The sequence below is a fragment of the Methylobacterium sp. Leaf117 genome (assembly GCF_001422985.1).
Classification (GTDB): domain Bacteria; phylum Pseudomonadota; class Alphaproteobacteria; order Rhizobiales; family Beijerinckiaceae; genus Methylobacterium.
In genome coordinates this window covers 40109-63707 of the sequence record NZ_LMNL01000005.1, presented here as the reverse complement: position 1 = coordinate 63707, position 23599 = coordinate 40109, and the positions used below count along the sequence as shown (strand labels likewise).

At 64.2% G+C, this 23599-nt stretch carries 18 protein-coding genes; 9 read left to right on the top strand and 9 right to left on the bottom strand.

Features of this window, described 5'->3' with window-relative positions; translation table 11 throughout:
• Positions 1-24 precede the first annotated feature (24 nt).
• Genes ASF57_RS26195 through ASF57_RS05670 form a run of 3 tightly spaced genes read right to left on the bottom strand, consistent with a single transcriptional unit; the run spans position 25 to position 6522 of the window.
• Complete coding sequence (locus ASF57_RS26195; RefSeq protein WP_056480972.1) at positions 25-3351, bottom strand: hypothetical protein; 3327 nt, start codon at positions 3349-3351, stop codon at positions 25-27.
• Positions 3352-3390: 39 nt separating this feature from the next.
• Positions 3391-4737, bottom strand: a complete 1347-nt coding sequence (locus ASF57_RS05675) for an HlyD family type I secretion periplasmic adaptor subunit (RefSeq protein WP_056480997.1) — start codon at positions 4735-4737, stop codon at positions 3391-3393.
• An 18-nt stretch (positions 4738-4755) separates the two neighbouring features.
• Complete coding sequence (locus ASF57_RS05670) at positions 4756-6522, bottom strand: type I secretion system permease/ATPase (protein WP_056184438.1); 1767 nt, start codon at positions 6520-6522, stop codon at positions 4756-4758.
• Between the two features lie 460 nt (positions 6523-6982).
• Here ASF57_RS05670 and ASF57_RS05665 point away from each other — a divergent pair, with 460 nt between their 5' ends.
• Positions 6983-7306, top strand: a complete 324-nt coding sequence (locus tag ASF57_RS05665; protein WP_056480971.1) for a helix-turn-helix transcriptional regulator — start codon at positions 6983-6985, stop codon at positions 7304-7306.
• An 85-nt stretch (positions 7307-7391) separates the two neighbouring features.
• Here the strand turns inward: ASF57_RS05665 and ASF57_RS05660 are convergent, their stop codons facing one another.
• Entirely contained in the window at positions 7392-7610 is a 219-nt protein-coding gene (locus ASF57_RS05660; protein WP_200935822.1) for a hypothetical protein, read from the bottom strand.
• A 290-nt stretch (positions 7611-7900) separates the two neighbouring features.
• Here ASF57_RS05660 and ASF57_RS05655 point away from each other — a divergent pair, with 290 nt between their 5' ends.
• The 4 genes from ASF57_RS05655 (at position 7901) to ASF57_RS05640 (ending at position 10398) form a co-directional block, all read left to right on the top strand.
• The gene (locus ASF57_RS05655; RefSeq protein WP_338011504.1) at positions 7901-8560 is read left to right on the top strand and encodes a sigma-70 family RNA polymerase sigma factor; all 660 of its coding nucleotides are present in this window, start codon (positions 7901-7903) and stop codon (positions 8558-8560) included.
• 157 nt (positions 8561-8717) lie between these two features.
• Complete coding sequence (gene nthA / locus ASF57_RS05650) at positions 8718-9380, top strand: nitrile hydratase subunit alpha (protein ID WP_056184444.1); 663 nt, start codon at positions 8718-8720, stop codon at positions 9378-9380.
• Positions 9377-10054, top strand: a complete 678-nt coding sequence (gene nthB, locus ASF57_RS05645; RefSeq protein WP_056480969.1) for a nitrile hydratase subunit beta — start codon at positions 9377-9379, stop codon at positions 10052-10054. The genes nthA and nthB overlap by 4 nt, the downstream gene beginning before the upstream one ends.
• Positions 10051-10398 (top strand): nitrile hydratase accessory protein, encoded by a 348-nt coding sequence (locus tag ASF57_RS05640; RefSeq protein WP_056480967.1) that lies wholly within the window; start codon positions 10051-10053, stop codon positions 10396-10398. The genes nthB and ASF57_RS05640 overlap by 4 nt, the downstream gene beginning before the upstream one ends.
• 403 nt (positions 10399-10801) lie before the next feature.
• On the opposite strand, the gene ASF57_RS25470 is transcribed toward ASF57_RS05640, so the two are convergent.
• The 4 genes from ASF57_RS25470 to ASF57_RS25465 are packed head-to-tail and all read right to left on the bottom strand — an operon-like array spanning position 10802 to position 16453.
• On the bottom strand, positions 10802-11677 hold the full coding sequence (locus ASF57_RS25470; RefSeq protein ID WP_156375987.1) for a hypothetical protein: 876 nt from the start codon (positions 11675-11677) through the stop codon (positions 10802-10804).
• Positions 11674-13851, bottom strand: coding sequence for a glycosyltransferase (locus tag ASF57_RS24435; protein ID WP_244476834.1), 2178 nt, complete (start codon positions 13849-13851; stop codon positions 11674-11676). Before ASF57_RS24435 ends, ASF57_RS25470 begins: the two co-directional genes overlap by 4 nt.
• Positions 13848-15734 carry a glycosyltransferase gene (locus ASF57_RS05635; protein WP_056480965.1) on the bottom strand — a complete coding sequence of 629 codons (1887 nt, stop codon included), beginning with the start codon at positions 15732-15734 and terminating at the stop codon, positions 13848-13850. The genes ASF57_RS24435 and ASF57_RS05635 overlap by 4 nt, the downstream gene beginning before the upstream one ends.
• Positions 15731-16453 carry a hypothetical protein gene (locus ASF57_RS25465; protein WP_156375986.1) on the bottom strand — a complete coding sequence of 241 codons (723 nt, stop codon included), beginning with the start codon at positions 16451-16453 and terminating at the stop codon, positions 15731-15733. The genes ASF57_RS05635 and ASF57_RS25465 overlap by 4 nt, the downstream gene beginning before the upstream one ends.
• 361 nt (positions 16454-16814) lie before the next feature.
• Here ASF57_RS25465 and ASF57_RS05630 point away from each other — a divergent pair, with 361 nt between their 5' ends.
• The 4 genes from ASF57_RS05630 (at position 16815) to ASF57_RS24430 (ending at position 21846) form a co-directional block, all read left to right on the top strand.
• On the top strand, positions 16815-18497 hold the full coding sequence (locus tag ASF57_RS05630; protein ID WP_244476833.1) for a GspE/PulE family protein: 1683 nt from the start codon (positions 16815-16817) through the stop codon (positions 18495-18497).
• Entirely contained in the window at positions 18494-19561 is a 1068-nt protein-coding gene (locus tag ASF57_RS05625; RefSeq protein ID WP_056480963.1) for a PilN domain-containing protein, read from the top strand. The genes ASF57_RS05630 and ASF57_RS05625 overlap by 4 nt, the downstream gene beginning before the upstream one ends.
• Positions 19558-20124, top strand: coding sequence for a type II secretion system protein GspM (gene gspM, locus ASF57_RS05620; RefSeq protein ID WP_056480961.1), 567 nt, complete (start codon positions 19558-19560; stop codon positions 20122-20124). The genes ASF57_RS05625 and gspM overlap by 4 nt, the downstream gene beginning before the upstream one ends.
• A gap of 664 nt (positions 20125-20788) precedes the next feature.
• Positions 20789-21846, top strand: a protein-coding gene (locus ASF57_RS24430; protein ID WP_156375985.1) for an IS630 family transposase whose coding sequence is annotated in 2 segments (ribosomal slippage) — positions 20789-21284 and positions 21284-21846 — 1059 coding nt in all. Because the reading frame shifts where the segments join, the coding sequence is not laid out codon by codon here.
• A gap of 697 nt (positions 21847-22543) precedes the next feature.
• Here ASF57_RS24430 and ASF57_RS05605 read toward each other — a convergent pair.
• Positions 22544-23500 (bottom strand): ferritin-like domain-containing protein, encoded by a 957-nt coding sequence (locus ASF57_RS05605; RefSeq protein WP_244476832.1) that lies wholly within the window; start codon positions 23498-23500, stop codon positions 22544-22546.
• Between the last annotated feature and the right edge of the window lie 99 nt (positions 23501-23599).

The following is a 23599-nucleotide window of genomic DNA, read 5'->3' as shown; positions in this document are numbered from 1 at the left end:
GGCGACGGTGTCCCACCGTTCCGGTCAGGTATGGAAATCCAGGTGGTGCGCCCCGCCGTGATCCTGAATGCCCACCAGCCCGATCTTGGCGTGTCCGAGATCGTCCGGTGGCTTGTGGCCCAAGGCCGGCGACGGCGCATCCGGGCTCGGAGCGGAAAACACCAGGTTGCCGCCGTCATCGACGCTGGCGGCGAGCGGCTTCGGGGGATTCGCGTCCTTGAGGTGAGACGCCTGATCCTGGGCCGCCGCGTCGCCGGGGCTGTGGGCCGCCGTGTTGCCGGTGTCGTGCCCCGGTGCCTTGCCGGTCTCTTGCGCCGGCACCTTGCCAGTGTCTTGCGCCAGCACCTTGCCGGTGTCTTGGGTCGCCGTATCGCCGGCGTCTTGTGGGGGCGCCCTGCCGGTGTCGTGCCCCGGTGCCTTGCCGGTGTCTTCTTGTGCCGATGACCTGGGGCCTGCAGGTTCGGGCGCGGGGTCCGCGGCGGCCGGCACGTCCGGAGCCGCCCCCGATGCGCCCTGGCCGTGTCCGTCGATCGCCGAAGATCTCGCCACGGGGGGCGGAGCGCCCCGGTCGGCGGCCGTGTCGCCGGTTCCCGTGAGGGTGGCATCCTGCGCCGCGCCGGCGCCCGAGCCCGAATCGTCGAGGTGACCGGGTGCCTTGGCGCTGGCGCCCGGCGCCTGACCCGCCGGAGCCGGCGGTGTGGGTCCCGTCTCCGAAGCGAGTTCTGCCTCCGGGGCGGGTCCTGCCTCCGGAGCGAAATGCGCGGACGCGGCCTCCGACGGCATCGTCCTCGGTGTGGCCGCGTGGCTGTGGCCGTGCCCAGCAAGGTCGCCTTGGGTCGAAGACGCCCCCTCGTCGGCGCCGTGCCCGGCGGCGGGTGACGCCGTGGCGAACGCCGGATCGGCCTTCGGAGCCTCGGCGCCTCTCGCTGCAGCCTCCGAATGGCCGGACGGACCGGCGGGGGCCGGGTGGTCGCCATCCGAGGCACGCGACGATTCCGCCGATGCGTGCGAAGCGCCTGCCGAAGCGTGAGAAGACCCCGCCGATGATTGCAAAGATGCTGCGGATGCGTGCGAAGACCCCGCCGGGGCGTGCGATGATGCCGAGCCGTCCGCCATCGTCCCGGTATGCCGCTCCTCCGGGTCGCCGGTCGCGGAACCGGCCGATGACGAGTCCGACCCAGCCGATTTGACCTTGGCGTGCGACGACGCTTCGGCAGCCATCGGTGCGGCGTGGCTGCCAGAGGGGTGTGCATCCGCTCGCTCGCCCTTGGCAGAATCGGCGGTCGCGGCGTCGGCGGCCGCTCCGGTCTCGGCCTGCGCGTGGGCCGCCCCGGCCGAACCGGGTGCACCGCGCGATGGCGCCTCGGACTCGGTGCTGGCGTGCGCCTCCGACCCGCGCAGCGTCACGCCGTCCGGGTCGCCATCGCCGGCACTGCCAGCCTGGGCCCGGCCAGCCTCGGCCCGGCCATTGCCGGAAGCGCCACGCTCGGACGCTCCGCCGCCCGCACTGCGGGCGGACCCGGCTTGGCCTTCGCTTTGGCCTTGGCCCGCCTCGGCGGATGTCCGATCACCCGTGTCGGGTTGGGCGTGCGATCCGGTCTCCGACTCGGCTGCCGAGGCGGCCTGCGTGTGGCTTGGGTCCTGGGCAATGTGCTTGTCGGAGGCGGCGTTCCGCTCGGCGCTCGAACCCGCTTCGGCGGTCTTCGACAATGCGGCGTCGGGCGTATCTCGGTCGCCGGAGGATGAGGATGAGGACGAGGAGGGTGCCTTGGAACCCGCCTGCTGCGACGACCCGGACGAGCCGTTATCGCGGTCCGGCGAATGAGGGCTGTCGGCGGTCGGGGCGGACCGACCCGTGTCCGCGTTTTTCTGTCCCCGCCCCGCGGCGGCCGGGTCGGTCGCGTTGTCCGTCTCGGACGCGGCGCCCCGCTTGTCCGAGGCTTCGCCGCGATGCTCCGAGGCCGCGCCACGGCTGTCCGAGTCTTCGCCACGGCTGTCCGAGCCGGCGCCACGACTGTCCGAGCCTTCGCCACGGCTGTCCGAGCCGGCGCCTCGCTTCTCCGATGACCCATCGGACCGGCCCGACTCGCCCCGTTCGGTCTGCGCGGCCACGGTCTGCGAAGATACGGACTGGGAAGAAGCGGTCTCGGAGCGATCCGGGCCTCTGCCCGTCGCGGCCTTAGGCGCCGACGCGGCTTTGGCCGGAGCGTAGCCCTCGTGCGTCGCCGCCTCCAACGAGAAAACCGGCCCGGTTCCCGGTTCCGCTCCGGCCGCCGCCGCCGGGGCGCCGGCGGCCCCCTCCGAGGCCGGTCCCGGCGCGCCCGACGTCGCGGTGCGGTGCGCCGCATCCGCCTCGGTCGCACCGGAAGACGCCTTGGTCTCGGCCTGTAGCGACGTCCGCGACGCGTCGCCGGCCGGCGCGGCCTGTCGTCGGGCCAGGCCATCCGCCTCGCGGCCCAGATCCTGGCCAAGGTCCCGGCCGAACTGGGGGCCCGGGGCTTTCGCCAGCTCCGGCAGATCCTGGTGGCGCCCGGGGGCGCCGCCGGCCTCGACGGCCGCCACAGGGGAGCCGCTGCCCGAGGGTCCGCCCGCGCGCGCGGGAAGCGGTCCGCCCGAGGTCGCGGCCCGTCCGGCTTCGTCGGCCACGGGACCCTGAAGCGACTCGCCACGGCTTCCGAACCCGGGATCGCCGTCCGCCGACGCTCCGGAGAGGAGATCCGGGCCGGTGCGGGCCTCGGCGGAATCCGGAGTGAACGCGTTGGCGGCCAAGATCATGGCCGAGAGCAGGATGGCGTCGGCGTGCTTGCGATGGCCGTCCCGCTCCTCGGAAGTCCCGGTTCGCGTCACGTCCGGCGAGCCGAGATGCGCGTCGGGTCCCGCGCTCCCGGCCGGTGCGAGGCCCGGGAGGCGGGCTGGCCCCTCGCTCGCGAAGGCGTCGTCCGGCGACAGGCTCAAGGCCGCGGCCGCGACCAGCGCGGCGAGCAGGGCGGCCGGATGGACGGCGAGGCGGGTGCCATCGCCGGCCCTCGGGATCGGCAGAAGCTCGGGATGACGCTGGGCGACGTGATTGATGAGGGCGCGGAAATCCCGCCCGCGCGCGAGACCGTCGAGGGCCTCCGAGGCAATCAGGTAGCTGCCGTCGATCCGGGCGAAATGCATGATCTCGTCGCCGTCCGGGCGGCAGAAGACGAACCAGGGATCGCCCTCGTCGCTTAGGCCCTGCTCGCTGGCGATGGACAGGCCGGCCCGCAGGAGCGCCGCCTCGACCCGGTAGAATTCCGCGAGTTCCTGCTGCGACCAGCCGCCCCGGCGCGTCGAAGCCGGCGGGAACAACGAGATGATCGCACTCATCGGGACCTCACCTGCGCGCACGTCACCATCAACCCGATCCTATCGTTCATGGAAGGCGCGTCCCACTGCGTCGAAGAAGGGCGCGAGAAGGTAGTCGAGCGCGGTGCGCTCGCCCGCCGAGACGACGATCTCGGCGGGAAGGCCCGCGATCAGGCGCGGGCGCACGTCGTCCGGCAGCGCCCGGTCGTCGATCTCGATGGTGCCGGCGAAATAGGCCTGCTTCGTCCGGTCGTCGATCAGACGGTCGCGGGAGACGGTGGTCAGGCTTCCGAAGATCGCCGGCATCCGGCGGCTCTGGAAAGCCGGGAACTTGATCTCCGCCCGCATCCCCGCATGGACGGATTCGAGGTCGTTCGGCGCGAACTGGACGCTGACCACCAGTCGGTCGCTCGTGGGCACGATCTCCATCAGGGGCTCGCCCGAACGGATCACCTGCCCGATCGTATAGACCTTCAGGTCCTGGATCACACCGGGGGAGGGCGCGCGAACCTCGTGCCGGCGCAGGACATCCTGCGCCACGACCAGCTTCTCGCGCAGCTCGACGATCTTCTGGCGCGTCTCGAGCAGCTGGGCGGTCAGGTTCTCCTGGCGCTTCTGCCGAAGCTGCGCGGCCTGCATCCCGGCCTCGTTGATGCCGTTCCGGGCTTTCGCCGTCTCCGCGACCGAGCGCCCGATCACGCCTTCGAGACGCGTCCGCTCACGCTCCATCATCAGGACGCGCGAGAGCGGGATCAGGTCCTTCTCGCGCAGGCTGCGCAGGCCTTCCAATTCCTGCCGGATCAGGGCGACCTGCTGCTCGACAGCGGATTTCTCGACGGCGAGGCCTGAAATCTCCGTGTTCAGCTGCGTGACCTTGGCCTCGGTGAGCGAGAGCTGGAGCTGGAACGAGGCCTGCCGCTCCGCGAGCTGGCTGGCCTGGTCGGCGATCATGTGGGCGATGGGACCGTCTGTCCGCCGCTCCAGGATCTCGGGCGGCAGCGCCGGCTCGGCGGCCTGGTCCTGCTCGGCCCGAAGCCGGGCCTCCAGGATCAGGGCGGCATCGAGCTGGCTGCGGAACAGGTCCGCGCTGGCACGGGATTGCAGCGGGTCGACGCGCAGGAGGACATCGCCGGCCCGGACCGCCTGCCCGTCCTTCGCCAGAACCGCCTGGACGATCCCGCCCTCGAAATGCTGGACGCTCTTACGGCTGCCCTCGGCGACGATCACCCCGGGGCTGATGACGGCACGGTCGAGCCGCACGAAGGCCGCCCAGGTCCCGACGACGCCGAAGGTCAGGAGGATGAGGGCGTAACCGGCCGCCGCGTACCAGCGCCAGTCGGTCATCCCGGCCGGATTGCGGGAGCGGGCCGGGGACACGAGCACGGGGTCTGCGAGCGGGGTCGTCATCCGGGCCTCGGCCATCGCTCACCCCGCATTCCGCTGCGCGTCGAGGGCGCGACACGGTTCGGGCAGCGCGGCACTGCCGGATGCCGGCACCCGGGTGGGCACCGCGCGCGGACCGGCGATCTGCCCGAGGACCTGTTCGGCCGGTCCGAAGGTCTGCACGGTGCCGCCATTCAGCACCAGCACCCGATCGGCGTTCGTCAGAAGGCTGAGCTTGTGGGTCACGATCACGATGGTGGTCCCGGCCGCCTTCAGGTCCGCCACGGCCCGCATCAGCGCGACCTCGCCCGACTGGTCGAGGCTCGCATTGGGCTCGTCGAGAACGATCAGGCTCGGGTCGCCGTACATCGCGCGGGCCAGGGCGATGCGCTGGCGCTGGCCGCCCGACAATCCGTGTCCCCCCTGTCCGATCACCGTGTTGTACCCGTCGGGAAGCGCCTGGATCAGCTCATGGCAACCGGCGCGCTGAGCCACCGCCAGGATCGCCGCATCGTCGCCGGCATCGAAGCGCGCGATGTTCTGCGCCACCGTTCCCTCGAACAACTCCACGTCCTGCGGCAGGTATCCGACGTGGCGGCCGAGTTCCTGCTGGTCCCAATGGCGCAGGTCCGAGCCGTCGATGCGCACGCTGCCGGCGAGGAGAGGCCAGAGGCCCGTGATCGCCCTGACGAGGGTGGATTTGCCCGCCGCGCTGGGGCCGATGATGCCGACGACGCTGCCGGCCTCGAAGGTGAAGGCCACCTCGCTCAGGATCGGCCGGGAGGCGCCCGGTGCCGCCACGGACAGGGCGGTGGCCTCGATGAATCCGCGCGGGCGCGGCAGGGCGAGGCGGCGCGGCTCGGGGCCGGCCACGGCGAGCAGGGCGGCGAGGCGGCGGTAGCTGGCCCGGGCGCCCGTGAAGCTCTTCCAGTTGCCGACCACCCCCTCGATCGGCGTGAGGGCGCGGCCGATGATGATTGAGGCGGCGATCATCGATCCCGCCGTGATCTCCCGGTGAATGGCGAGGTAGGCGCCGGCGCCGAGGACCAGCATCTGCAGAAGCAGGCGGATGAACTTCGTCGCCGCGATGATGATGCCGGCCCGGTCGCTCGCCCGCGCCTGGAGCCTCAGCACCTCGTCGTGGCGGGAGCGCCAGAGGGTGCGCATGGCGGCGAGCATGCCCATCGCCTGAAGCACCTCCCCGTTCCGGAAGGTCGCCCCGGCCTGCTGACCGGCGACGCGGGACACCTGGTTGGCGGATTGGAGGGGGCGTCGCGTGGCGACCTCGTTGAGCAGCGTCAGCGCCAGGATGGTGCCGCCGCCGACGAAGGCCATCCAGCCGAACCAGGGATGCAGGGCGAAGCAGGCGACGAGGAAGATCGGCGTCCAGGGCAGGTCGCAGAAGGCCAGGATGCCGCTCCCGGTCAGGAATTCGCGCAAGATGTCGACGTCCCGCAAGGCGGTCTCGTGCTGGGCGCCCGGCCTCAGCAAGGTCCCGCGATGGGCCGCATCGAAGATCTGGTTCGCGATCTGCTGATCGAAGATCATGCCGCCCCGCACGAGCAGGCGCGACCGCAGCATCTCCAACGCCGCGTAGACGGCCAGGCCGAAGGCGGCGATCAGCGTGATGCCGGCGAGCGTCGTCTCGTTGCGGCTGGGCAGCACGCGGTCGTAGATCTGAAGCATGTAGAGCGGGCTGACGAAGAGCAGCAGGTTGATGAAGAAGCCGAACAGCACGGCCGTCGCCAGCACCGGCCGCATCGCCCGGAGGCCGTTGCCCAGAATCGATCGCACCGCGTCATCGCTCATCGCGCGCGCTCACCGGGCGGGAAGCGACGACGGGAGCGGGCCGCCGAGAAATTTGGCGAAGACGTTCCGCAACGACAGCGACGGTGAACACTTCCGAGCCCGAGTTCTGCACAGGACGCTCCACACTCGGCCGACGTATCCCGCTCAGCAAAGCCGGGTCCTTCGTCAGCGCACCCTGGGACTGCATCCGGTGCATCGACTCCATCTCTACGCCAGGTCCGAGTGCGAACGCTTGAGCGGACCATAGCGCAGACTGGAATCTTTCCAAGCATCTTGCCTGGAAACCGGTATTTTGCCCAGGAACCCGTTGCGCGTCCACGAACCCGCCCGGCGTACGGGCGGCGGCGGTTTTCGTCCAACAGCGTTAACGTCTGGACTTCGCGGCCGGTGTTCACCTATATGAACTTCACTGTACAAGCTGAGCGTCGCTCAGCCGTCGCATCCGGGAAGGCCGCCTCTCGTGTACGCTCATCACCAACGCCTGGATTCCGAGGGCGTGCTGGAACTGCGCCGGGAGGGTGGGCGCTATCTCAAGGAGCTGCGCGAGGCGCGCGGCCTGTCGCAGCGGCAGCTCGCGAACCTCGTCGGCGCCGAGTACTACACCTTCATCTCCCAGCTCGAGACGGGGCGTGGACGGATTCCGCCCGATCGCTACCGCGCCTGGGCCGAAGCGCTCGACGTCGATCCCAAGGACCTCGTCCAGAACCTGATGCGGTTCTATGATCCGATTACCTACGGGATCCTGTTCCAGAGCGACGAGACGGCCGGGCCAGCGGACGCCTGAGGCATCCCGGCCTGCGGCCCTCCGGGGCGCACCGGACCTCGCGCCAGTTCGGCGCTTAAGACAGGGCCTCGCTTGAGCCAGCCCCTCAGCTGTCTCTATCGTTCGCCGGGTGGACGGCGTTCGAAACCACCCCGGGGGTCTCGATCGATGCGGTGTCGGCCGGTGAGACCGGGGCACCGATTGCCGCCATCAGCGCCCGGAGATCTTCGATCCATTGATCGATCTCGGCGCGTGAGGCCCTGCCGGCACGCCGGAAGACCTTGCCCGAGTCGAGCGTGACGACGACATCGAACAGGCCGTCCAACCTGTCCTCGATCCGGTAGGACACACCGCGTGGCATGCGCGAGCCATAAGCCACGCGCCCTGAGGTGGAAAGGGGCGCATCGGCACAGGGGCAGCGGGACCGACCCAGGGCGCAGGCGGTTCCTCCTGGTCGATTCCGGACCAAGTCCGATCTTGAGAATTGCCTGAGAGTGCCATATTGTATTCACTGTACACCCCGGGAGGGTGTCGCGGGCGGCAGAGGAGAAGGCCATGGTGCCAGGTGGTGAGAGGCCCTCGGGTCGGAAGGTCGTAGCGTGCCGGATGGATGCCGTGTCCGACACCCGGCCCGGCCTGCCCCCGGCCTTGCGCGACCACCTGAGCCGCGAGTTGCAGACCTTCTACGCTGCCAGCCTGGACGACGCGCCGCCCCAGCGCCTCCTCGACCTCATCGACCAGCTCCAGGCGACTCTGTCTCGGCAGAGTCCGGCCGCGACCTCCACCTTCCGCGACGACCTGATCGCCGCGCTTCCGGGCCTGCGCGCCTTCGCCAAGTCGCTGGCGGTGCAGCCATCCAGGGCCGACGATCTCGTGCAGGAGACGGTGCTGAAGGCGTGGACGCACCAGCACCGCTTTCAGCCCGGCACCAATTTCACGGCGTGGCTGTTCACCATCCTGCGCAACCAGTTCTACACCGAATGCCGCAAGGCCCGGCGCGAGGTCGAGGATGCCGATGGGGCCGCGGCCGCCCAGATGATCGCGCTGCCCTCCCAGGAGCACGGCATCGAGTTGCAGAAGGTCTGGTCCGTCCTCACCAAGCTGCCGCCCGTGCAGCGCGAGGCCCTGCTGCTCGTGGCAGGCCAGGGCCTGACCTACGAGGCGGCGGCCACCCTCGTGGGCACGCAGACCGGAACCATGAAGAGCCGGGTCAGCCGCGCGCGCGCCTTCCTGGCCGGTTCGCTCGGCCTGTCGGAGGAGCGGCTCTCGGCCTGAGCGCCTCGGCGATCGTTGCCGGGCTCGCCACGGGCGGGACAGCGCGCGAACCCGGGAGGCGCCGATCGTGGAGTGCGCATGACGGGCGTGGATCATGACGGGCGCGGATCATGACGGTCGCGGATTCTGCCCGTAAGGTGCAGCCCGGAGATTTGGCATGGCGCAAACCCACGATCACGATGCCCACCCGCATTCGGACCACTCTCAGGGAGACCACCCGCATGCGGCCCATCACGGAAGCGCGCTTTCGCCGATGGAACTGCGGGTGCGCGCTCTCGAATCCGTCCTCGTGGAAAAGGGCTACGTCGACCCGGCCGCCCTCGACGCGCTGATCGAGACCTACGAGACCCAGGTCGGCCCGCATAACGGCGCCCGCGTGGTGGCGCGGGCCTGGGTCGATCCCGACTTCCGGGCGCGCCTGCTCGCGGATGCCACCCCGGCGATGCGCGAACTCGGTGTCGGCGGGCGCGGCGGCGAGCACATGGTGGTGGTTGCCAACACGCCCGAGACGCACAACCTCGTCGTCTGCACCCTGTGCTCCTGCTATCCCTGGCCGGTGCTCGGCCTGCCGCCGGTCTGGTACAAGTCGCCGCCCTACCGCGCGCGGGCCGTGATCGAGCCTCGTGCGGTGCTCGCCGAGTTCGGCCTGACCCTGCCCGCCGGCCAGCGCATCCGGGTCTGGGATTCCACCGCCGAGCTTCGCTACATGGTGCTGCCGATGCGCCCTGCCGGGACGGAAGCCCTCGACGAGGCGGCGCTCGCGGCCCTCGTCACCCGGGATGCGATGATCGGCACCGGTCTGCCGGAGGTGGGCGCATGAACGGGGGCCAGGATCTCGGCGGCCTGCACGGGTTCGGTCCCGTGGCGCCGGAAGCGGACGAGCCGCGCTTCCATGCCCCCTGGGAGAAGCGGGTCTTCGGCCTCGCGATGGCCATGGGCTTCTGCCGCGCCTGGACCCTCGATGCGAGCCGGTCCGCCCGCGAGGCGCTGCCGCCGGGCGAATATCTCACCTCCAGCTATTACGCGATCTGGCTCAAGGCCCTGGAGCGCCAGGTCCAGGCCCACGGCCTCGCCACGGCGAAGGAACTGTCCACCGGCACGATCACGACGCCGGCCGCCCCGGTCGAGCGCGTGCTTCGGGGACCCGAGGTGGCGCCGCTCTTCGGGCGCGGCTTCCCGAGCGACCGGCCGGTTCCCGAGCCCGCGCGCTTCTCGATGGGCGACCGCGTCCGCGCCCGGAACTTCCATCCGGTCGGACATACGCGCCTGCCGCGCTACGTGCGGGGCCGACTCGGGACCGTCGAAACGGTGCATGGCGGCTTCGTCTTTCCCGACACGAACGCGCGGCTCGCTGGCGAGGCGCCGCAATGGCTCTACACCGTCCGGTTCTCCGGCCGCGAACTGTGGGGAGAACAAGCCGAAGCCGGCCATGCCGTCTCGGTGAACGCGTTCGAGAGCTACCTGGAACCCGTCGCTCCGGAGCTGACCGCATGAAGGATGCCGACCGGATACCCCTGGACGACGCGGTCGCCCCGGTCTTCGCCGAGCCCTGGGAGGCTCAGGCCTTCGCCCTCGTGGTGGCGCTTCACGATGGCGGGCTGTTCGACTGGAAGGAATGGGCCGAAGCCTTGGGGGCAGAGACGCAGCGGACCGGGCAGGGGGCGGATTATGCCGCCTGGCTCGCTACACTCGAGGGCCTGCTCGCGGCGCGCGGGATCGCCGAACCCGAACGCCTCTCGGAGCGCCGGGCCGCCTTCGCGCGGGCCGCCGCCGCAACCCCACACGGCGAGCCGATCCGTCTAGCGAACGATCCCCGCGCCGTCGCGGCTCAAGAATAAGCGTCTCGGACACCCACCTTCAAACATCACAATTGTAGCAGCACCGCATTAGCGACTGCACACTTCAAATTTTGTAATGATGAATGATAGTTTATCAAATTATGCAGAAATAATATTCTTATACTGCACATTTGATGGAATCGGAAGAGTTACGCTCACCAATCATCGCGCCGCGTGCAGCGACGCATGGGCTACCCACGCCCAAACGGTCGAGGATACGCTTACGCCCTTGCAGAAGCAGAGTGTAGAACCGTCCAGTAGCGTCGGCCTATCTCGAGTGGGCACAACCGTAATCGCGTGATATTCTCAGACATTAGCCTACGAAGCTCCGACAGATCGCAGAGCTTCTGCGCTACATTCTCAATACAGTTTACTTTCTAAGCCAGCAGCATCCTTAGGCTAATCAAATACGGATAATGCCGTCTGGCAAGATTGTGATTACGCGCGGCAGGGACGGCCTAATATCCCAGATTATACCTTGTGCGTATTGGATAGTACGCGTTCCATCTACTGCGATGGCTTGAACGTAGCAGTGTTCGAGAGCCAGGATTAAGCTTGCTACCCCGCCACCGCGTACGCCGCTTGCTGGTAAAGCAAGATGCATTACGTCCTGGACGCCTCTTGGGAACTGGGTCAGCACATCAACAACCCGATCTACTACATCAAAATCTAGGCCGATGGAGAGACGTAACTGCTCAATTACCTCAATGGCAGCTTTTTCAGGAGCTTCCCGAAGTAGGGCGATATCTATAGTGTTTTTTCCGTGCTTCGGAAGTACCCAGTGATCGGATGAAGGAATACCAACTAAGGCAATAATCGACCGAGGTAAACGCGTCGAGGGATCAGCGATGCGGCCTTCCGGTCGACCATTTTCACGGAAATGCAATAAAGGATTGACTTTGCTTTCGCCGACATCTGGATAACGCCCGAGATATCCAAACGTACTGAAGTGCGGATGTGGGTCGAAACCCTCGGCTGCGCCGACGTTTATATAGTGCTTTAAAGGGTTATGGCCGGGCTTCACCTGCGTCCGATAAAAAGTCGTATCGAAATCGCTATTTGGATCGTCCCCTCGGCGACCGCCGATCAGGACGTAGTGCAGGTAAGGGTCAAGAGCCGAAACTGTCCAATACGAAGAATTACGTGTGTAATAGGTAGTGTCGAATAGTTTTGGAACTCGACCGAATAAAATACGGCGCAGCGTGCCGGTGAGCCAACGGCTGAAGCGAGAAGCGGAAGTATCGGTCATTTTGGCATCGACCCTGCGCAGGCTTCTCATGAGAAGGTCGAAGCTTCACAAATCCGGCGAAGGCGTTCCCGATAGGCCTCCGGCGCGCATTCAGAACTAATGCGCATCAACCCAGCGGCCTGGACACTATTCCAGAGGCTGGCAGTCTCATGAAGGCGGACAAGCCCTTCCGCGAAAGCGTCCGGATCAAGCCAGTCGCAGCTCACGTATCCAACGCCTTCCTCCCAGCCGATCTGCTCCGCAAGGATTGGTGTAACAAAAGATGGTATTCCCTGCCGCACTGCTTCGTGAACTTTGTGCGGGATGCCGGCGGCAAAACGTGTCGGGGCTATGCAAACACGAGCAGCATCGAAGAATGGTTCAGCCTCAGTCACACGGCCCATCACCCAAACGCCAGGCCGTGTGTAGCGGGCGCGGATAGCCGGACCGATAGTACCAACGATATGAAGTGTCGCATCGGGCATTAACAGTCGCAGGCGGGGCCATACAGCATCGAAGAACCAGTCCAGCGAATCTACGTTCGGCTGGCCGTCCTGCGAGAGCGCACCTATAAACAGAAAGCCGCTTCGCTCGGAGAAAGGCGGGGCCGCAACCTCAGGCAATGCCATAGCGTGACCGAGGACCGTCGCGTTGACGTGGGAGTAGCTAGCAAGCAGGCGCGCTTCGGCATCTGAGACGCAGACGACCTGATCTGCAACTGCATAATGTTGTATTTCTGAGATTGCGTGCCGGGCAAGATCAGCAGCAATGCCGGAACCTCCCAATACCATGTCGGTAACAAAGGCACGAGAGGCAAAAAGAGCTTCAGAGTCGAAAATGATACGAGATTTGACAAAATCACGCAAGCTCAGTCCGGAATCACGAAAAATCTGAATGACAAGTCCAATATTATGGGGCCGACTGACCCACAGAACGTCAAAATAATCGGACCGCTCGCCAATTATCTTGGCGATCCCTTCACGCTCCTCTGAAGCTAAGATCTCAACTCTTTGATCAATATCGCGGTAACGCTGGGCCTGCTCGGCGTCCGCTCGATAGACAGGGTATAGCGTAACTCGGTAGCCGAGTTGTGCCATGGTATTGACGATGTGATTGGCGCGCGGATAGCCTGCGCCCATGTCGAGATGTGGTACGGTATCGTCGACAAACAGAACACGTAATCCCCACGGTTCATGATCGCGGATAGCAAAGCCGATGGGCCGCGGTCCCTGTTCGAACAGCCAGTTGCGATGTCGGTCGAGGAACAGCGCTCGATTACGATCGAGTAGAACCTCCACATCGGCGCGCTTGACGCTTGTGGCATTTTCAAAATGTATCGCAGTGGCACGAGCTTGGTAGATAACTCGGCGCCCGGCCTGATGACAGCGTACGCACAGATCTGTATCCTCGAAATAGGCTGGTGCGTATGCATTGTCGAAGCCACCGAGCGCCTTGAACAATGCTCCCTCGATCATTAGCACGGCGCCAGAGACGTAGCCTACCTCACGGGTGAAACTCGCCTCCGGGGTGAATGGGTCGGGTACACCTCTTAGATAAGGGTGAGTGACCTGTGCATCCGCTTGGAAGTTCGCGCCAGCCTCTTGGAGGATGCCGCCAGGAAACACGAGACGTGCGCCAACAATTCCGACATGGTCTTGGTCAGTGAAGGTTTGTGCCATCGCTCGCATCGCGCCTGGCATTAGATCAACGTCTGGGTTGAGGAAAAGTATAAAACGGCCACGTGCTTGTGCTGCGCCTTCGTTGCAGGCCGGTCCAAACCCGACGTTGGTCGATTGACGGATGATCGTCGAGCCATCGATGTAGTCGAGCAATGCATGCGTCTCAGCAGCCGACGCATTGTCAACAATGATGACTTCGAACGATACGCCAGCGAGACGCTGCTGAGCCGCCAAGCGCCATAGAGTAAGAGCCAAAATATATCGCGCATTTAGAGAAACAATGACAATTGATACTAGGGGCGTGTCCTCTATCAGAAAGTCGATCCGCATTTCGTTGAGAAATATGGCGTCATAAATTAACTGCGCCTCGGCGATTACTACTCGGCGTCCAATACTAGCATCAACAGCGTCGAAGGGCTCCACCGGAAGGGCGTCGCTGCGGACCGCGCCCTTCATGGTCACCTCGCTCGATGACACGTCACCTTTGATGGCACCATTTTTTATAGCACTATGCTGCTTTATATCATTTTTTTGCATGGCGTTCATGGCCGAATATTTTCACGGATAGGCGGAGGCACGATTGTGATACGGCCGATAAGGTCATCGGTAAGGAACAAGACCGTGCCATTTGCGACGACAGAAGCTGGTCCCATGCAGGATATCTTAACAATTGCAGGCACTGGAGTAAGGTCCAGGCGCGATGCTTTGAAGGCGTAACCAGGCGACAACGAGAGCGGAGCTATCCCGTCGATTGCTAGTTCGTGCGCGTGCGCGCCATCGGCCGCGATTAGGAAGGCAGCAATTGCGGGGGTACCGGTGAGCAGGTGGCTTGGCATCGGGACTGCAAGGACGAAACCTTTGGAGCTTACGCCGACGCATCGGCACTGAGTGGTCCAGTCAGCTAAGATATCCCGAAACGCATAGGCAGCACTCTCACGAATCTCTCTTGTCAGACGCTTCCCGCGAACCCATTCAGGTGACAATGCCACGCTGACCGGACCGATCGACGATTGCTTCTCCAGCGGCGGCGTAGATCCGGCAAACCAGCGTCGGCGCTCCGGCGAGTACTGGGTCGCCAGCGCGGCGTCCTCCCCGAAGCGCTCGGTCGCCAGCAACTGCCCATGAGCCGGATCGTCTGAGAGTAAGGAGTTCGCCGAGCGCACGCAGATTGGCCATGACTGCCCTACCGATTCGACGGACGCAGCCGAAAGCGCGAACGCTGCCGCGGGCACAACGGAAGCGGAGCGCCCACGTATTGAGGCTTTGATCACGCTAGCGAGCTCAGCTTCGGCTTGCTGCGACATCGCGTTAAAGCGCTCTAGAAGCTCGGCACAAGCCTCCGTTAAGGCCTTGAGTGCCACGGGGTTCGATTGCAGCTTCAGGATCGTCGCTTTAACTGCAGCTACTCCTGCGCATTTATGGGCGGGCGCTTCGGCGTCAAACCCTTCGAACCCGATCTCAGTTCCAACCACCGGTACGCCATACGATAACGCCTCGGCGACCTTCATTTTCAGGCCGCTACCCATTAGCATTGGGGCGACGATCAGGTCGGTATCTGCATAGAAAGCCGCGAGATCGTCGACGTAGCCGAGCAGACTCACCCCTGGCAGGTTGAGGCTACCTAGCGCGTTGCAGATCTCGCCCGCAATCCTCAGTTCGGGTCTGTCCGGCGTCCAGCCAGCTGCCCATTCGTGAGCGAACTTGCCGATTGAAAATAAGTTAGGGTCATTTCCGTGTCCGACAAAACCGATTTTTCGGATCCCGTACGGCGCCGAGAACTGTGAGCGGACAGGAAACATTGGCGGCAGCAGCAACACCTGGCGGTCGGTTAGTGCAGCGAAATGAGCTGCCTCCTCCGACTGGATCGCCAGCACAACATCGGCTCTATCGAGCGCCGCTGCCTCGCTGGCGCTGTCGGTGTAGTAGAAGTTTGGTTCGGCGCGGAATGGACGGTACTGCAACTGTCGGTCAGCAAAACGGTCGTGCGTATCGATGATCTTGAGCATGTTTGGCGCGTGATCAAGGCAGCGCGACAAGAATACGTAGTTGACGAGGATTGCTACGGTATCGGAGTATTCCTCCGCGTACCAAGACACGAACCTATCAAGCGCCGTTGAACCCCATTCGTCGATCCCAAACGCAGGTGAGCGTGTTTTTAACGGAATTATATCTTGAGTCTCAATCAGGAAGGTGCGTTGAAAAGTCGTCGACATCTTTGCGAGATCGGTCGGTGGGTGCTGACCGAAACGACGATAAACCTGATCTTCATGAGCGAAATAGGCAAAATCAACAGCAAAGCCCGCTCGTTGCAGTGCGGAACAAATCAGCGAGAGACGTTTACGATTACCTGCACTGGCCGGCGCGGCAGGCATTGGGGCAACGACGAGGACTGTCGATGTCGGAGAACCAAGGGTATGTTCGATGCTCATGCTGTGCCCGTACGAAGGCGCGCCGTTGTGAAGCGCCCGTGCCCAACAAGGAACGTGCGCTGCGGCAGCTCAATTTTTGCCCCCCAGAGTGGTTCGAGATCGAGATCCATTCGCGGGATCGGTGAGAAAGTTAGCCGCGCAGTCGCAACGCGTGTAAGGCGCAGGCCGGCGTCGGCATCAAAGAGAATGTAGTTAGGTACATCCGTGCCCGACACAGTGCAGGCTTCGGTTGGTTCAGAACCTAGCATAATTTCGGGTGCACTTTTCGGCAGGGGCACAGCACGGAGAGTTGGAGCTAACAGAGCGATTGGATCGGCCAGCGCCCTAGCATTCCGAGGCGTCACAGCTGACAGAACGGCCTCGGCCATTACTTTTTGATCATTCAGGTCTATGCCGTCCGCTGGCTCGGGCGGTGTAGTCGCAACGGTGATTAGGTGAAAATGCGTGGCAACGACGAGCCGCATCTCACGAGCCAACGATGCTCTCGCTTCAGCGTCCTCCATCCGCAACAACATCAAACAAATCGGCCGATTTGCCCTCGACGTCATGCCGGTGAATGCCCAGGTCTCAAGCGCGATATTAGAAGGCGCAACCACCGCAAGCGGTATCGGCATCGAGGTTGGAAGGCGGAAGCTACATAAGACCCAATCGGAACCAAAGTCGAAGAGACGTCCTTCGCAAATATTGGAGGATCTTTTAGGCTTGACTGACGCCGTCATCCGTTGTCTCTCCGAACAATCCCATCGAAGCAACCGGTGTTGATCGGCAAATCCCGACCTTCTCGTCGCATTCAGACTTTTTCCCATGGGACATAGCGCGTTCGATTGCGCGCCGCCGAGCGGGGGTTTGGTATGGCAGGCCTCCTTCGCGTGCAACCCTCATCGAAATCGTTTTTTCAGCCGCGAAGTCACCTGGTCTACGATGACTGCCAAAATCGCACAGACCATATTATCTTCAGTGTCGCTAATCTGGCACAGTATATAGTATTGCTGGTAACCTTCAATTTTATTCGTTTCTTGCGTGAGCGAATCTCCTAGAATGATGCAGGTCTGAGTCGGCTGTGGGAGTGAAAGGCGACGTATGCAGACGAACGCCAACGTGGTTGCCATCCAAGGCGAGACGCTCGCGGAGTTCCTTCGGCGGCGTCGCGGTCTGACGACGGTGCCGACGCTGATGCGAGTGAATGGTGGAACAGCCGAGGCGATCTGGCGGGGCGGTACCGTGTCGGCGATTGATCTTGCTGATGCAGTCGCCACCTTCAACGGAATACCGCGGGCTGACCGTGACACAATCGCACTTCTTCCCCACGCTTTAAACAAATTTTCCCGCGACTTCCTGCGCGAAGCCTTTCTCTATCCGGTTATACGAGAAGGGCAAATTCTGCTGGTGACCGCAGACCCCGGACATCTCGAACCAATTCGCGCTGTTGCGCTTGCGCTCGGTGGACCAGTGCCACTCGAGGTGCTGTCGTTCGAGGAAATTGAGGACCTCTTCGAGCGTAGTCGCCCCATAGATGCGCCGCGCGAAGTGGCTGAAACTGAGACTCAGTCCGACTATGCCCTCTCCGACGACATCGAAACGCTGCAGGATCTCGCCCGCGGCGCACCGATTGTGCGCGTTATTGATGGGCTCCTGGAACGTGCGATTCAAGCAGGCGCCACCGACATCCACATTGAAACTGGCCGCGAGGAGCTGAAGGTACGTTTTCGGGTTGATGGTCACTTGCGGGCGCAGCAGACGATGCCACGCCACATGGCAGCCGCGGTGATCTCGCGAATGAAAATCCTTGCCGGCCTCGATATAGCCGAACGCCGCCTGCCGCAGGATGGGCGCACTAACATAAAAGTCGGCAACACCGAGGCGGATCTGCGCGTCGCGATCATGCCAACGCTCTACGGCGAGACGGCGGTGCTGCGCATTCTGCTGAAGGACACGCGGCTACTCGACTTCAAGCGCGTCGGCCTGTCCGATCGCGACCTCGACGTGGTAGTCAAGCTGCTCGCTGAGCCTCACGGCATCATCATCGTCACCGGCCCCACCGGCAGCGGCAAGACCACGACGCTCGCCACCGCAATCTCGCTGCTGAACGATCCGGCGCGCAAGATCGTCACAGTTGAGGACCCTGTAGAGTACCAGCTCCCCGGCATCCACCAGACCCAGATCAAGCCGGCGATCGGCTTGACCTTCGCCGCGGCGTTGCGCTCGTTCCTGCGCCACGACCCTGACGTGATAATGGTCGGCGAGATGCGCGACCGCGAGACTGCGGCGATCGGTATCCAGGCCGCGCTCACCGGCCACCTCGTGCTGACAACGCTGCACACCAATAGCGCAGTTGACGCAGTGGTACGCCTCGTCGACATGGGCGTTGAGCCGTACCTCATTGCTTCGAGCCTGCGAGGGGTGATCGGCCAGCGGCTGGTGCGTCGCCTATGTGAGCGCTGCCGGGTTCCCGATCCGAAGGGCTCCACCGTCGCGCGCGACTTACGCGCCCGGCGCGGCGGCCCCGAGGCGACGGGCCGCAACTTTCACACTGCGACAGGGTGCGCTTACTGCAACGACAGCGGCTATCGCGGGCGCATCGGAGTGTTCGAAGCGCTGGCCGTCGGCGACGATCTGCGCGACCTAATCCGCGGCCAGCCCGATCCCCGCATCCTGCTCCAGGCGGCGCGCGCGATCGGGATGACCACGATGCTCGACGATGGGATCGAGAAGGCCAGCCTCGGGCTCACCTCACTCGACGAGGTCATGCGGATTTCGGGATGACGTTTTCCAAGGGAACGATGCCGGCCCCGCTCCATCGCGCCGCGAACATTGTGCAAGCGATCGGCGCAGCTTTACTCGACGCCCTAGTCGCGACCATCCGGCCGCTTCTGGGCCGCTTCTCTACAGGCCTGAGCCACGTCGTAACGATTGCGCCGAACGGGCTCGTGCTCCACACCTCGCAGAAGGATCGCCTAGGCCCGCCGCAGCACTTAGACAGCAACGTGCGCGCGCCGGAAACTTTCCACAAGGGCGCGGTGGAGTTGCGACTGCCACCGGAGGTGTTCCTGACGCGCGCGCTGCGCCTCCCCGATGCCGGGCGGAGCTATCTCCAGCCGATCATCACACATCGCCTAGAACGCCTGACGCCATGGCGAGCAGATCAAGTCCTCTACGCTTACAGTGTCGTTGACGGCGTTTCCGAAGACGGTACAATCGGCGTCGATCTTCTCGCAACTTCCGTCGATCTCGTAGCGCCGTTCCTGGCACGCCTCGCCAATGCAGGGCTTACAGCGACGGCTCTAGGCAGTGCGGCCGAACCGCTCGACGCGCCACTGCGTTTCGACCTCTACAAGGGGCGTACGCAACCAGCTGACGACCGGCTCCGAGGCCGTATCGGCCGCGGCTTAGCGATCCTGCTCAGCGGGCTGACGGTCGCCTGCCTGCTTTCGGCGGTCGTCGCGGCTTCGGCCGCATCTAACGCGGAGGAAGTCCGGCAGCGGCTGACCGCACTGCGCACGAAGCTCACGCTACGCGGCGGCGTCGGCACGTCGCGCGAACGGATCCTAATCGAGGGCAAGCGCACTGAAAACGCGACAATCGTGCTCATCGACAAGCTGAGCCGTGCGTTGCCGGACGGCACGGTGCTGCGCGAACTTGATATCGGCCCAGCCCGGATCCGCCTCGTCGGCCGCTCCATTGATGCGCCAGCGCTGATCGCCCGCCTCGAAGCTGAGGCAGGCCTTAAAAACCCGCGTTTCGCCGCGCCGGTGATCCGCGATGCCGAGAAGCGCGACGCCTTCGATTTGGTGGCGACCCGTGGCGACGTAATGGACGTGGGGCAATGACGCTTGCAGAAGCTCGGGAGGCCCGCTGGTTCGGACCGCTGGCCGTCGCATTGTTTGTTGGGACACCGCTGCTGCTGCTCCTCGTGATGCTGACCAACCTTGCGCGCTGGTCGGAGGCTGGTGACGAGGCGACTGCCTCGGCCGGCTATCTTGCACAAGTCGAGTCGCGCATCCGGGCGGAAGCCGTTCGTTCAGTCCCGACCGAGGGCGACTTCTCGGCCCTTTATCTGACAGCAAGGACCGGGAGCCTCGCACGCGCCGAATTACAGCAGCGCCTCGCTAGTCTCGTCGAACGCGCCGGTGGCCGCCTTATCGAGGTTCGCAGCGACGACACGCCCGACCTAACGGTACAGCGCAGCATTCAGCTCCGCCTCAGCCTCGACATCGGTAACGATGGGTTGTTCGATCTGCTTAGAGCGGTGGAGACCGGACTGCCGCTACTGACAGTCGAGGCCGCGAACATCCGCCCAGTGTCTGGGCGACTCCCAGGGAGCGACGAAGCAAATCCGACCTTGCGCGTCGCTCTCGCGATCCGCGGCTACTGCCGTGAGAACACGCAATGATCCGCCCGCATCGTCATGCCGGATGGTCTGCTGCTGCCGGTTTGGTACTTGCCCTGCTCGTGTCAAAGATCGCGACCGTCTCAGCACAGGTTGCGGACATGCGCCCTCCATTGGGCCCACCGCAAAACCTCAATCCTTTAAGTACGCTCGATCCGGCTGCTTTGGATGCCTTCCGCGGACGACCACTCTTCGCACCATCGCGGCGCCCGCCGCCGCCGCCGCCTCAGGCTTTCGTCGCTCCACCAGCGTCCACCGAGGTGGACACTCCACCGCCGGATCTGCGCCTCGTTGGAGTCGTCGCAGGGGTAGATAAGGCCGTCGCGATCCTACGCCGTCCGGCAGGCGGATCCTCGCTCAGCCTTAAGATCGGCGACGTCGTGGGAACGTGGCGCGTCCATGCTATCGGCCCCGATCGTGCGACGCTTCGAGAAGGGACACGCGAGGTCACCTACCGGTTGTTCACCGTCGGCCCATCAAGCCCGCAAGGTCTACGCGGCGGCGTTCCCCCACCCATCGGCATTCCAACAGCGCGATGAGCCCAAACGCTGTCGCCATGCACGTTGTGGGGTACTTATACCAAACCTCGCTGAGCAGGACTCACGCGGGGTAGCGTTGGCATCTCGGTCGTGATTTTTCTTCGGATTTGAAGCCTGAGGAGGATGCGATGGCTGCTCCGGTGCCGCTGCGATCGGACTTCGATGCCGAGGCCTTGCGCGGTCTGGCCAAGGGTTCGCGAGACCCGGCGCAGACCCGCCGCCTGTTGGCGCTGTCGGTGATCGCCGCGGGTGGCTCGCGTTCGGAGGCGGCCGAGATCGGCGGGGTCGGGCTGCAAACGGTGCGCGACTGGGTCGTGGCCTTCAACGCCGATGGACCGGACGGACTGATCGACGGCAAGGCCCCCGGAGCCCGTCCGCGCCTGAACGCCGACCAGCGCGAGGTCCTCAAGGCGCTGGTCGAACAGGGACCGACGCCGGCCGCACACGGTTTGGTGCGGTGGCGGTTGTGCGATCTGGCCCAGATCCTGTTCGAGGATCACGGCGTGTCGGTCTCCGAGCAGACCTTGAACCGAGTCTTGCGGGCCATGGGCTACCGCAAACTCTCAGCCCGCCCGCGCCATCACGCCCAGGATCCGGACGCCGCGGCTGTTTTTAAAAAGACTCCCCCGACCGTTTGGCGCAGATCGCGCAAGCTGTCGGCGGCAAGCCCGTAGAGATCTGGTTCTGCGACGAGGCCCGTGTCGGCCAGAAGAACACGCTGACTTGGCGCTGGGCCAAGCGCGGAACGCGACCCTCGGCCCCCAAGGACCAACGCACGGCCTCGGCCTACATCTTCGGAGCGATCTGTCCGGCCCGGGGCGTCGGTGCAGGCTTGGTCATGCCCCGCTGCACCACGTCAGCGATGGCCCATCATCTCGAAGAGATTTCGGCGACCGTGGCTCCTGGCGCCCACGCCGTGCTCCTGCTCGATCAAGCCCGCTGGCACACCACCAGGAAGCTGCCGGTTCCCAGCAACATCACTCTGTTGCCCCTGCCGGCGCGCTCACCCGAACTCAATCCGGTCGAGAACCTCTGGCAGTTCCTTCGCGACAACTGGCTCGGAAACCGGATCTTCCAATCCTACGACGACATCCTCCATTACTGCTGCGACGCCTGGAAAAAGCTCATCGCCCAGCCCTGGCGCATCATGTCCATCGGACTGCGCCGATGGGCCCATGGGTGCTGATCAGTGAGGGTTGGTATTACAACCAAAAGCCGCAGAAAAATTCAGCAATAGGCAAAGCACTGGTCCGCCGGTCCTGCAACGACGTATTTAAGTGGATGTTCGATCAGCATTTATCTGAATGCGCAATGCTACAATCGTCCAGTGCGATCGCGCTGACGGGGCGACTTGTGGCCTGCCCACTATTCTTCGACAATGAATCAATCCCGTCGAGCTTGTTTGAGGCTGCTGCTTCCGCAAACATCTTGGCGAGATGTAGGATCTGGTCGTGTGCATCGCCTTCAATTTCGGAACCGGTTTTGCCCGTCGTCACTACGATGACTGACCCCGTGAGCCGCCCCCCTTCACTCATAAGTGTAAAGTTGAACCTGCCCGATCGGCTGCGCCGCACGACGTAGTGAACCTGTGACATCGCCTGCCTGCAACAAAAGTTTTCTGAAGGCGACTACGCTGCGAGACACGGGTTAGTTTCAGCGCGGAATCTCAAATCAGTCCAGCGACGCGAACGGTCGATCACGCTTTTTTGCAGAGGTCCGCGCGGCAGGCCGATCTAAGACGAAACACACGCATAGGCGGGGCTGCAGAGGCATTTGGATAGGCGTTTCGCCAGTCCTCCTTGTGATTGAATTTATAAATCGACTGTAATTCGTGTCGTCGGAGAGCGATGTCTCGCTCTCCGACGACGATCACTGCGTCGAGACTAGCGCAGGGTGCCGTTGAGACCGCCCGGGAAGAAGCCGCCCGGGCTCTGGGTGGTGTTGAGGTAGACGATGTTCAGTACCTGGCCGGGGGTACGGGCGAACACGAGGCCCTGAGCGTTGGTCGGGACTAAGTTGGCATCTGAGAACTGGAAGCCTGGGGTCGCTGACTGAGTTCCACTGATGCCCTGATCAAGATCCGCACTACCATCGAGTGAGTCGCGGGCATTGGAAATGGCATCAGCCTGATTGATCAGGCCCTTGGAGTAAAGCACTGCGCGGATGATGCCAGCGTGATAGGCCTCAACCGCGAGGATGCTCGCGGCGGCGCCGAGGAAAGTCTTATTCTGGATCGCACCGGCGGCGCCGTTATAGGCGGTGACGCCGACATCCTCGAAGATGAACGAGGCGAGCAAAAAGTTCGTGTCGTTGGCGTAGGCGTCAAAGCGGTCATTTGGGCCGATGAGGCCGGCTGCGCGGGCGGCGGCGGTGAAGGCGAAGTCGATATCAAGACGCGGCCGGCTGACGGCGGCGCTGCCCAGCGCTGCGCGCAGAAAGCGGACGTGAGCCTCCTCGTCGGCGGCGATCTCAAAAGCGTACTTGCGGACGTTCGGATCGGTGAACGGCACGGCACGGCCACCGCCATTGACAGCACCAATGGCGCCGACGCCCTGCAGATCCGCAGCCTTCAGACCGGAGCCGTTCACGGCGTTAAGATAAAACTCAGCCTCGAGATACTCGAGGTTCAGCGCGAAATTCAGGATGTCTGCATCGGTAATATCCGTCGGCAGCCCCTGGGCCTGGGACTGGGTTGTGGAGTTGCCGAGGATGGCGGCACCGGCAATGCCAAGGCCGAGCGTTTGGAGGAACGCACGGCGGCCTTTTTCGAGGTTAACGACGCAAGTGCCGGGCTCAAGGCCAGACATCTCACTCTCAGTGCTGATCAGTTTCTCAGTCATGGTCTGTTTTCTCCCGGCAGGTCGCACGCTGCTACTCTAGCGTCGAGGCCAACTTAGCTGCAGATGGATTCGCGACAATGACGGAGATGCTAAAACATC

What these genes read in the sequence shown, in the direction of transcription:
- ASF57_RS26195 (WP_056480972.1), bottom strand. Translation starts at nt 3,351, where the DNA reads ATGAGTGCGATCATCTCGTTGTTCCCGCCGGCTTCGACGCGCCGGGGC.
- ASF57_RS05675 (WP_056480997.1), bottom strand. Translation starts at nt 4,737, where the DNA reads ATGACGACCCCGCTCGCAGACCCCGTGCTCGTGTCCCCGGCCCGCTCC.
- ASF57_RS05670 (WP_056184438.1), bottom strand. Translation starts at nt 6,522, where the DNA reads ATGAGCGATGACGCGGTGCGATCGATTCTGGGCAACGGCCTCCGGGCG.
- nthA (WP_056184444.1), top strand. Translation starts at nt 8,718, where the DNA reads ATGGCGCAAACCCACGATCACGATGCCCACCCGCATTCGGACCACTCT.
- nthB (WP_056480969.1), top strand. Translation starts at nt 9,377, where the DNA reads ATGAACGGGGGCCAGGATCTCGGCGGCCTGCACGGGTTCGGTCCCGTG.
- ASF57_RS05640 (WP_056480967.1), top strand. Translation starts at nt 10,051, where the DNA reads ATGAAGGATGCCGACCGGATACCCCTGGACGACGCGGTCGCCCCGGTC.
- ASF57_RS25470 (WP_156375987.1), bottom strand. Translation starts at nt 11,677, where the DNA reads ATGAGAAGCCTGCGCAGGGTCGATGCCAAAATGACCGATACTTCCGCT.
- ASF57_RS24435 (WP_244476834.1), bottom strand. Translation starts at nt 13,851, where the DNA reads ATGAACGCCATGCAAAAAAATGATATAAAGCAGCATAGTGCTATAAAA.
- ASF57_RS05635 (WP_056480965.1), bottom strand. Translation starts at nt 15,734, where the DNA reads ATGAGCATCGAACATACCCTTGGTTCTCCGACATCGACAGTCCTCGTC.
- ASF57_RS25465 (WP_156375986.1), bottom strand. Translation starts at nt 16,453, where the DNA reads ATGACGGCGTCAGTCAAGCCTAAAAGATCCTCCAATATTTGCGAAGGA.
- ASF57_RS05630 (WP_244476833.1), top strand. Translation starts at nt 16,815, where the DNA reads ATGCAGACGAACGCCAACGTGGTTGCCATCCAAGGCGAGACGCTCGCG.
- ASF57_RS05625 (WP_056480963.1), top strand. Translation starts at nt 18,494, where the DNA reads ATGACGTTTTCCAAGGGAACGATGCCGGCCCCGCTCCATCGCGCCGCG.
- gspM (WP_056480961.1), top strand. Translation starts at nt 19,558, where the DNA reads ATGACGCTTGCAGAAGCTCGGGAGGCCCGCTGGTTCGGACCGCTGGCC.
- ASF57_RS05605 (WP_244476832.1), bottom strand. Translation starts at nt 23,500, where the DNA reads ATGACTGAGAAACTGATCAGCACTGAGAGTGAGATGTCTGGCCTTGAG.